The sequence below is a fragment of the Lentzea sp. NPDC058450 genome (assembly GCF_042721395.1).
Taxonomy (GTDB): Bacteria; Actinomycetota; Actinomycetes; order Mycobacteriales; family Pseudonocardiaceae; genus Lentzea.
This window is the reverse complement of record NZ_JBHXLO010000055.1, coordinates 23,594-32,771: the sequence shown is the minus strand read 5'-3', so window position 1 is coordinate 32,771 and position 9,178 is coordinate 23,594. Positions and strand designations below refer to the sequence as shown.

Genomic DNA, 9,178 nt, shown 5'->3' with positions numbered 1-9,178 from the left:
CGGCGGTCGCCGAGGCCGCCGCGGACGCGTTCCACGCGACCCGCACGACGCACCCGCTGACTTTGGACGCCGACACCGTGCGGATGACCGCAGACCCGACGCGGCTGCGGCAGGTGCTCGACAACCTGCTGACCAACGCGGCCGTGCACACGCCGGCGGGCACCGCCGTGGCGGTGAAGGTGACGGCCGAGAACGGCTGGGCGGTGATCAGGGTGAGCGACAGCGGCCCCGGCATCCCGGAGGCCGACCAGGCGCGGATCTTCGACCGGTTCTACCGGGTGGACGACTCGCGGACCCGGCAGCGCGGCGGCAGCGGCCTGGGGCTCGCCGTGGTCCAGTCGCTGGTGGAGGCGCACGGCGGCACGATCGAGCTGACGAGCAGGCCGGGGTCGACGGTCTTCACGATCCGCCTCCCCCGGCACGCGGCCTGAGTTACTCGGCCTGGGAGCTCGTGGCCCACAGGTCGATGCCCGACTCGACGGCGTACTTGTCGATCTCGGCGAGCTCGTCGTCGGTCAGCGGCGGCGCCTGCAGCGCCGCGAGGTTCTGCTCCAGCTGCCCCACCGACGAGGCGCCGATCAACGCCGACGTGACCCGCGGGTCCCGGATCGTCCAGGACAGCGCGAGCTGCGCCAGCGACTGCCCGCGCGACTTCGCGATCTCGTTGAGCGCGCGGATGCGGCCGAGGTTCTCGTCCGTCAGCAGGTCCGTCGACAGCGACTTGCCCTGCGTCGCCCGCGACCCCTCCGGCACGCCGTTGAGGTACCGGTCGGTCAGCATGCCCTGCGCGAGCGGCGAGAACGCGATGCAGCCCGCGCCCACCTCTTCCAGCGTGTCCAGCAGCTCCGGCTCGATCCAGCGGTTCAGCATCGAGTAGGACGGCTGGTGGATCAGCAACGGCACCCCGGCGCTCTTGAGCAGCTGCGCCGCCTCGCGGGTCTTCGCCGGCGAGTACGACGAGATGCCGACGTAGAGCGCCTTGCCCTGCTGCACCGCGGACACGAGCGCGCCCATGGTCTCTTCCAGCGGCGTCTCGGGGTCGAACCGGTGGGAGTAGAAGATGTCGACGTAGTCGAGGCCCATCCGGGTCAGCGACTGGTCGAGCGAGCTGAGCAGGTACTTGCGGCTGCCCCACTCCCCGTACGGGCCGTCCCACATGTCGTAGCCGGCCTTGGTGGAGATCACCAGCTCGTCGCGGTACGGCCGGAGGTCGTCCTTCAGGATCTGCCCGAACGTGATCTCCGCCGAGCCGTAGGGCGGGCCGTAGTTGTTGGCGAGGTCGAAGTGCGTGACGCCGAGGTCGAACGCACGTCGCGCGATCCCGCGACCCGACTCGTAGGGCCGGTCGCCGCCGAAGTTGTGCCACAGGCCGAGCGAGATGGCGGGCAGCTTGAGGCCGCTGCGTCCCGTCCGCCGGTAGGTCATCTGGTCGTAGCGCGCGCTATCCGCGAGGTAGGACATGTGCCCACGATGTCACGTCCTAACGAGACAGTGCAGGACATGATCTCGTGGGCACACCCCGGGTCACGCCTGCTGGAACTTCCACTGCTGGTCGTTGTAGTTCGGGCTGCAGTCGTGCTGGAACGCGGGCGACCCGTTGTAGTTCGCCGCCGACCGGACCGCGAGGCAGCGCCCGGTCACGTTGTTGATCAGGATGCTGTAGAGGTAGCGGCCGATCGAGTCGTACGCGTCGACGATGAACCAGTGCTGGTCCGCGTACGGCACGCAGTCGAGCTGGAACGCCGGCGAGCCGTTGTAGTTGTCCGCCGACCGGATGGAGAGGCAGCGTCCGGTGAAGGTGTTCCGGACCTCCCAGCGGTCGTAGCCGTAGTACCGGATCTCCCAGATCTGGTCCGCGAAGCCGCAGTCGTGCTGGAAGGCGGGCGACCCGTTGTAGTTCGCCGCGCCCCTGATCGCGAGGCAACGACCGGTGTTGATGTTCTTGAGGAAGTAGGCCTGCTGGGCGGCCATCTCGCCGCCGGTCCGCTTGACGTAGGTGATCGTCCCGTCCGCGGCCTGCGCGGTGGTGCTGAGTGACGCGACCATGAAGAGCGCCGCGGTGATGACCAGAACACGCTGAAGAAACGCCATGAGCAATCCCCCAATTGCCGTGCGGTCGAGGCACTGACGGTACGGCTCACCGGAACCGTCGTGAGCCCAGTTGCACGGCCACACGAACGGCCGAAGCCGGTCGGCCGCAGCCGATCGCCGACCCCGCCGTGCGTGAGTTCGGCCACTCCGCAGCGCCGTGCCGGCGGTCCGCACAGGAGGTCCGCTCATTCCTGAGCGCGCCTCTTCGACCGCAATTCAAGGCGTTCCCGAGTTCCGTCGAGTCGACCGGCGACCAAACGACTACGGAACGCACATGCGGCGGTGCGGATAGTGCCGGAAACTGCGTCGGTGAGAACAGCGAACGAACTTCGGGAGGGCGTACGAGCCTCGACCGACCTGCGTGAAGGGTGTCCGATTCGCCCCCGGGAAAGGAACGGCGACCGGTCCCGGGAAGCAAGAAGGCGCCCTGACCAACCGTCATGGCTGGTCAGGGCGCCGGAAAAGAGCCGGCGAGGGGAATCGAACCCCTAACCTTTCGCTTACAAGGCGAGTGCTCTGCCAATTGAGCTACGCCGGCCGGCTCGTGTTCGCGAACATCGTAAGCGCCCGTTGCGGGTGCTACCTGCGGCGAACGGTCTGCTCTCAGTGTGATCGGATTGCTCCGACCGGAGTCGGACCAACCAACTGAGTGGATCAATGCGTCGGGGTGACGACCTTGACCAGGTCAGGAGGGTAACCAACGGACAGTGATCATGTCCTCCATTTCGGGTCGCCCGATCGGAGGTGGCCGACGACACAGCAACAGTCGAAGAGTCCGTCACGATCACACGACGGAGGTGCACGAGATTTCCACGAACAGCCTGCACGGCCCTGCTCTGCCCGATGACACCACGGTTCACCTGGTACTCGATCTCGCCCTGAAGATCGGCGAGGTCCAAATGGCCAGTGGGGCCGGCGCGGCCGATGTGACAGCGACGATTCTCTCGGTCACCGAGAGCTATGGACTTCCGCACACGGAAGTCGACGTGATCTACACCTCTATCAGCGTGTCGTGTCATCGCGGCACCGAGGCGTTGCCCATCACGTCCATCCGCGTCGTCCGGCAGCGCAGCCTCGACTACACGCGACTCGCGGACGTCGAACACCTCGTGCGCAATCTCGGGCCCATCGAAGAAGCGCATGCCCGGCTCGAAGACATAACGAACGCACCGCACCCATATCCGCGTTGGGTCGCCACAGCGGCATGGGCCGGCATGGCCGCCGCCGTCGCGTTCCTCGTCGGTGGTGGTGTGGTGCTCGCACTGACCGCCGCCGGCATCAGCGCCGTGGTCGACCGGGTCGGACGTCTCCTCAACCGGCGGAACCTGCCGTTCTTCTTCCAGCAGCTCGTCGGCGGTGCGCTCGGCACGGGTGCGGCGCTCGCCATCTACTCGACCGGGCTGTTGCCGGTCCGGCCGAGCCTGCTGGTCGCGGTCGGGATCGTCGTGCTGCTGTCGGGGCTCGCGCTGGTCAGCACCGTGCAGGACGCGATCTCCGGCTACAACGTCACCGCCGCCGGCCGCACCGTGGAGACCGTGCTGCTCAGCGCCGGTCTGATCGTCGGTGTCGCGCTGGCGATCCGCGCGGCCGTCCACTTCGGACTGGACATCAAGCTCAGCGACCCGTTGCCCGCGTTGATCTCCGCGGTGCCGATGCAGTTCGCGGCCGGCGCGGCGACGAGTGCGTTCTTCGCGCTCGCCTGTTACGCCCGGCCCCGCGCGCTCGTCGCCGCCGCCATCTCCGGCGCGATCGGCACCGCCGCCTACGGCCTGATGACGAGCCTCGGACTGGACGCGTTGCTGGCCTCGGCCGTGGCCGCCGCGATCACCGGGTTCGGTGGCGCGACGATGACCCGCCGCCTGCGCATCCCGACGCTCGTCGTCGTGCAGGCGGGCGTCGTCCCGCTGCTGCCCGGCTGGACGACGTACCGGGGCCTGTTCCAGCTCACCGCGGAGGGCGACACGGCCGGCCTGAGCACGCTGGTGTTCGCGAGTGGCATTGCTCTCGCCCTGGCCGGAGGTGTCGTGTTCGGCGAGTACCTGGCCCAGCCGGTGCGCACCGGACTAGGTCGGCTGGAGCGGAAGTTCGCAGGTCCGCGCCTGTCCGGGCCGCTCAAACCCAGCACGCGTCGTTTGGAGTGAAACTCGCTGTGACGGGGGTTACACGACACGCCGAGGACACGCACAGCGGCTAGCGTCTTTCGCGTGAGCATGGACATTGGCGAGAACGGGGCAGAGTTCGTAGTCGTGGCCAACCGGCTGCCGGTTGACCTGGAGCGGCTCCCTGACGGGACCGAGCGCTGGAAGCACAGCCCGGGAGGGCTGGTGAGCGCGCTCGAGCCGTTCCTCCGCTCACACAGCGGCGCCTGGGTCGGCTGGCCCGGCGTCGCGGACACGGTGGTGTCGCCGTTCGAGGACGACGGCCTGCTGCTGCACCCCGTGGAGCTCTCGGCCAAGGAGGTCGAGGACTACTACGAGGGCTTCTCCAACGGCACGCTCTGGCCGCTCTACCACGACGTCGTGGCGCAGCCTGCGTTCCACCGGCACTGGTGGAACTCGTACGTGAAGGTCAACCAGCGGTTCGCCGACGCGACCGCGAAGGTGGCCGCACAGGGCGCGACGGTGTGGGTGCAGGACTACCAGCTGCAGCTCGTGCCGGCGATGCTGCGCGAGCAACGGCCCGACCTCAAGATCGGCTTCTTCCTGCACATCCCGTTCCCGCCGGTCGAGCTGTTCATGCAGCTGCCGTGGCGCACGGAGATCATCCGCGGCCTGCTCGGCGCCGACCTGGTGGGCTTCCACCGTCCCGGCGGCGCGCAGAACTTCCTCTGGCTGGCCCGCCGGCTCGTGGGCCTGGAGCCGAGTCGCGGCACCGTTGGTGTCAGGACTCGGCCAGGTGTCGTGCAGGTCGGTGACCGCACGGTGCGGGTCGGCGCGTTCCCCATCTCGATCGACAGCGCGGGCCTCGACGCGGTGGCCCGGCGCAAGGAGACGCAGGCCCGCGCGAAGCAGATTCGAGCGGACCTCGGCAACCCCAAGCGCATCCTGCTCGGCGTGGACCGTCTCGACTACACGAAGGGCATCGACGTCCGGATCCGCGCTCTGTACGAGCTCATCGCGGACGGGCGCGTGGACCCGGAGGACGTCGCGATGGTGCAGCTCGCGACGCCCAGCCGGGAGCGCGTCGACCACTACGTGACGATGCGCAAGGACATCGAGCAGTCCGTCGGCCGGATCAACGGCGAGTTCGGCCGGGTCGGCAAACCCGTCGTCCACTACCTGCACCAGTCGGTGAACCGCGAGGAGCTCGTCGCGTTCATGAGCGCGGCGGACGTCATGGTCGTCACGCCCGTTCGGGACGGAATGAACCTCGTGTGCAAGGAGTACGTGGCCTGCCGATATGATCTTGGTGGAGCTCTGGTGCTCAGCGAGTTCGCCGGCGCTGCCGCAGAACTGACCAGCGCGTTCCTGGTGAACCCCCATGATCTGGACGGTGTCAAGAACGCTCTGCAGGCCGCCCTCGACATCGATCCCGCCGAAGGCCGCCGTAGGATGCGCGCGCTGCGCCGTCAGGTCCTCACCCACGACGTTGATCGCTGGGCAAGGTCCTTCCTGGAGGCGTTGGGCACGCAGACCTCGGTCTGAATCCTTTCAGATCCACCTGACCCTTCGAGTGCTCCAGGAGGGGCGTTGACCGCCGAGGCCCTCCCCGCCGAACTGCGCAGAGCGATCGTTCAGCTCGCGCGGACCCCACGACTTCTCGTCGCGAGCGACTACGACGGCACGCTGGCGCCGATCGTCGCCGACCCGGAGCAGGCGCGCCCGCTCCCGGAGTCGGTGAACGCATTGCGCTCGCTGGCTTCGCTGCACGAGACCACATCCGCGGTGATCTCGGGACGCGCGCTGCGCGACCTGGCCACCCTGTCCCGACTGCCCGGCGAGGTCCACCTCGTCGGGTCGCACGGCTCCGAGTTCGACGTCGGCTTCGTGCACGCGCTCGACGCGGACGCCAAGGCGTTGCTGCGCCGCCTCGAAGCGGAGCTGGAGCAGATCGCCGAGGGCCAGGACGGCGTCCAGCTGGAGGTCAAGCCCGCGTCGATCGCCGTGCACGTGCGTCGTGCGGCGACCGAGGCGATCGGCGAGGCCGTGCTCTCCGCCGTGCGCTCCGGCCCCTGCACCTGGGGCGGCGTGCAGGTCACCGAGGGCAAGGCCGTGATCGAGCTGGCCGTCGTCGAGACCAACAAGGGCCACGCCCTCGACATCCTGCGTCACCAGGTCGGCGCCACCGCGGCGATCTTCCTGGGCGACGACGTGACGGACGAGAAGGCGTTCGCGCGCCTGTCCGGCCCCGACCTGGGCATCCGCGTGGGTGCCGGTGAGTCGCTGGCCGAGCACTACGTGTCCGACCCGGCCGACGTCGCGACCGTGCTCGCGTTCCTGCTGGAGGAGCGCCGGGCGTGGCTGCACGGCGACCAGGCCGTGCCGATCGAGCGCCTCACGATGCTCGCGAACGAGCGTTCCGTGGCCCTGGTGACCCCGGACGCCAAGGTCAACTGGCTGTGCCACCCCGAGCCGGACTCCGCGGCGATCTTCGCGGACCTGCTGGGCGGGCCGTCGGCGGGCCACTTCTCGATCAAGCCGGAGCACGGTTCGCTGCCGCTGGGCCAGCGCTACCTGCCGGGCACGATGATCGTGGAGACCCGGTGGTCGCGCCTGCTGGTGACCGACTACCTCGAGCACGACCTCGCGTCGCACCGCACCGACCTGGTGCGCCGCATCTCCGGCTCGACCAACGCGGTGATCACGTTCGCGCCGCGTCCCGAGTTCGGCCAGGTCCCGGTGCGGTTGCTGCGCGAGCGCGACGGCCTGCGGATCGTCGGCACCTCGGACCCGATGGTGCTGCGCTCCCCCGGCGTCGACTGGGAGATCACCTCGGACGGCCAGCAGGAGACGGCCCGCGCCGTCGTGCGTCCGCGCGAGGGTGCGCCCGTGCTGCTGGAACTGCGGTGCGGCACCGACGACCTGTCCGAGCACGTGTCGCCCGAGTCGGTCCGCCGTGACCGCGCGGCCGGCTACTGGTCGGACTGGGCCGCCGGGCTGCACCTGCCGAAGGTGCAGACGGACCTGGTGCTGCGCTCCGCTCTGACGCTGCGCGGCCTGGTGCACAAGGACTCCGGCTCGATCATGGCCGCGGCCACCACCTCGTTGCCCGAGGAGCTCGGCGGTGTCCGCAACTGGGACTACCGCTACTGCTGGCTCCGCGACGGCGCGATGACCGCCGCCGCCCTGGTGTCGGTGGGCTCCTTCGCCGAGGCCGACGGCTTCCTGGCGTGGCTGCACGGCGTCCTGGAGACCATCCCGGGCCCGGAGCGCCTGCACCCGCTGTACACGCTGCACGGCACCCAGCTGGGCGCCGAGGCCGTGATCGAGTCGCTGCCCGGCTACGCGGGGTCCCGGCCGGTCCGCGTGGGCAACCTCGCGAACCAGCAGGTGCAGCTCGACGTCTTCGGCCCGGTCGTGGACCTGGTGGTGCAGCTCGCCACCGCGCGCGGGTCGTTGTCGGACGCCGACTGGACGATGGTCCAGGCGATGGCCGAGGCCGTCTCGCGGCGCTGGCACGAGCCCGACCACGGCATCTGGGAGGAACGGCACGCGCCGCGCCACCACGTGTACTCGAAGGTCATGTGCTGGCTGACGATCGACCGCGCCATCAAGCTCGGCGAGCAGTTCGGCCGGGAGCTTGATGCTTCTTGGGTGCCGTTGCGCGACACGATCGCCACCGACGTCCTGAAGAACGGCTGGAACGACGACGTCCAGTCGTTCACCACGGCCTACGACGGCGACGACCTCGACGCCGCCTCCCTGTTCGTCGGCCTGTCGGGCCTGATCGACCCGACCGACGAGCGCTTCCAGTCCACCGTCACCGCCATCGAGGCGGAACTGCGGTCCGGCTCCACCGTCTACCGCTACCACCGCGACGACGGCCTGCCGGGCGACGAGGGCGGCTTCCACCTCTGCGCGGCCTGGATGATCGAGTCGTACCTGCTGACCGGTCGCCGCACCGAGGCCGAGGAGCTGTTCGGCCAGATCGTGGCGGCGGCGGGCCCGACCGGCCTGCTGCCCGAGGAGTACGACCCGGTCGCCGAGCGCTCACTGGGCAACCACCCGCAGGCGTACTCGCACCTGGGCCTGATCCGCTGCGCCCAGCTGCTCTCGCAGTAGAACGCTTTCCGTGCGCCGCCGCGATCCCTTCCCGGGGTCGCGGCGGTTGCCGTCTCAGAGCCTGGGCGGGACCTTCTCGATGATCTTCGCCGTCCCCGGCGAGGTGCCGTGCAGGGTGATCGTGTCGCCGCGGATCAGGTGGGTCCACGCCGGCGGCACGAACGGACGCAGGCGGGCCGTAGCGCGTTCGCCCGGCCCCAGAACCGGCTTGGACTCGATCCACAGCGCGGCAACCCGCTGGGTCTTGCCGGTGATGTCCCAGAGCGGGCGTTCTCCCCTGGCCTGCAACGGTTCCGCGGCCACGGCGAGGGTGAGCTCGATGCGCAGCAGGCCTTGGATCGACTCCACGCAACGCCACTGGAACCACGCCTCGTCCTGGTCCATCTGCGTCGCCGCCTCGGCCAGCAGGGCCCAGTAGCGCGGCGTCTGCCAGGTGTGGCCGTCGAAGTCCCCCAGGAGCTGGAGGACCAGCTCCCACTCTTCGAGGTCCAGGTAGTCGGGCAGCTCGTCGCCCCGCACCTCGGGCGGTACCAAGGACACGGCGTACCGCAACAACTCACCGATCTCGCTGTCGTGTCTCCCCAACACCCGCGTATTCGATCACAGTCGCCGTGCCGGCCACCGGCTGTCCCTCGTGCGTGGTGATGACGTCACCGGGCCTGAGGTGCCGCCACCCCTCCGGGCTCAGCGCGACGAGGTCTGCCAGGCGATGCCGCCGACCGCGCGGAGCCGTTCCAGCGCGACGTTCCAGTCACCACCGTCGAGGTAGGCCCGCACGTCGGCCGCCGAGTCATCCGCGTCGTTTCGGACCTCTGGTGGGACCACGGCCGGCGCTCGGCGCAGGAGGTCGGCAATCTCTCGGACTC

General features: G+C 69.5%; 8 protein-coding genes and 1 tRNA gene. 4 read left to right on the top strand and 5 right to left on the bottom strand.

Annotation, left to right across the window (positions count from 1 at the left end; genetic code table 11):
* The coding region (locus tag ACFWNN_RS44440; RefSeq protein ID WP_382446002.1) for a sensor histidine kinase at nucleotides 1–431 on the top strand (431 nt) is incomplete at its 5' end.
* A gap of 1 nt (nucleotide 432) precedes the next feature.
* Here ACFWNN_RS44440 and mgrA read toward each other — a convergent pair.
* From mgrA to ACFWNN_RS44425, 3 genes are all read right to left on the bottom strand, one after another.
* Nucleotides 433–1,461, bottom strand: a complete 1,029-nt coding sequence (mgrA, locus tag ACFWNN_RS44435) for an L-glyceraldehyde 3-phosphate reductase (protein WP_382446001.1) — start codon at nucleotides 1,459–1,461, stop codon at nucleotides 433–435.
* A 63-nt stretch (nucleotides 1,462–1,524) separates the two neighbouring features.
* Nucleotides 1,525–2,091 (bottom strand): RICIN domain-containing protein, encoded by a 567-nt coding sequence (locus tag ACFWNN_RS44430; RefSeq protein ID WP_382446000.1) that lies wholly within the window; start codon nucleotides 2,089–2,091, stop codon nucleotides 1,525–1,527.
* Between the two features lie 465 nt (nucleotides 2,092–2,556).
* Nucleotides 2,557–2,629 (bottom strand) — tRNA-Thr (locus ACFWNN_RS44425).
* 175 nt (nucleotides 2,630–2,804) lie between these two features.
* On the opposite strand from ACFWNN_RS44425, the gene ACFWNN_RS44420 reads away from it, so the two are divergent.
* The 3 genes from ACFWNN_RS44420 to otsB all read left to right on the top strand — a co-directional run bounded on the left by ACFWNN_RS44420 (nucleotide 2,805) and on the right by otsB (nucleotide 8,312).
* Complete coding sequence (locus ACFWNN_RS44420; protein WP_382445999.1) at nucleotides 2,805–4,232, top strand: threonine/serine exporter ThrE family protein; 1,428 nt, start codon at nucleotides 2,805–2,807, stop codon at nucleotides 4,230–4,232.
* Between the two features lie 69 nt (nucleotides 4,233–4,301).
* The gene (locus ACFWNN_RS44415; RefSeq protein ID WP_382446003.1) at nucleotides 4,302–5,735 is read left to right on the top strand and encodes a trehalose-6-phosphate synthase; all 1,434 of its coding nucleotides are present in this window, start codon (nucleotides 4,302–4,304) and stop codon (nucleotides 5,733–5,735) included.
* A 45-nt stretch (nucleotides 5,736–5,780) separates the two neighbouring features.
* On the top strand, nucleotides 5,781–8,312 hold the full coding sequence (gene otsB / locus ACFWNN_RS44410) for a trehalose-phosphatase (protein WP_382445998.1): 2,532 nt from the start codon (nucleotides 5,781–5,783) through the stop codon (nucleotides 8,310–8,312).
* Nucleotides 8,313–8,366: 54 nt separating this feature from the next.
* On the opposite strand, the gene ACFWNN_RS44405 is transcribed toward otsB, so the two are convergent.
* The gene (locus tag ACFWNN_RS44405) at nucleotides 8,367–8,900 is read right to left on the bottom strand and encodes a hypothetical protein (RefSeq protein ID WP_382445997.1); all 534 of its coding nucleotides are present in this window, start codon (nucleotides 8,898–8,900) and stop codon (nucleotides 8,367–8,369) included.
* A gap of 96 nt (nucleotides 8,901–8,996) precedes the next feature.
* Nucleotides 8,997–9,137, bottom strand: a complete 141-nt coding sequence (locus ACFWNN_RS44400) for a hypothetical protein (protein WP_382445996.1) — start codon at nucleotides 9,135–9,137, stop codon at nucleotides 8,997–8,999.
* Nucleotides 9,138–9,178: the final 41 nt, after the last annotated feature.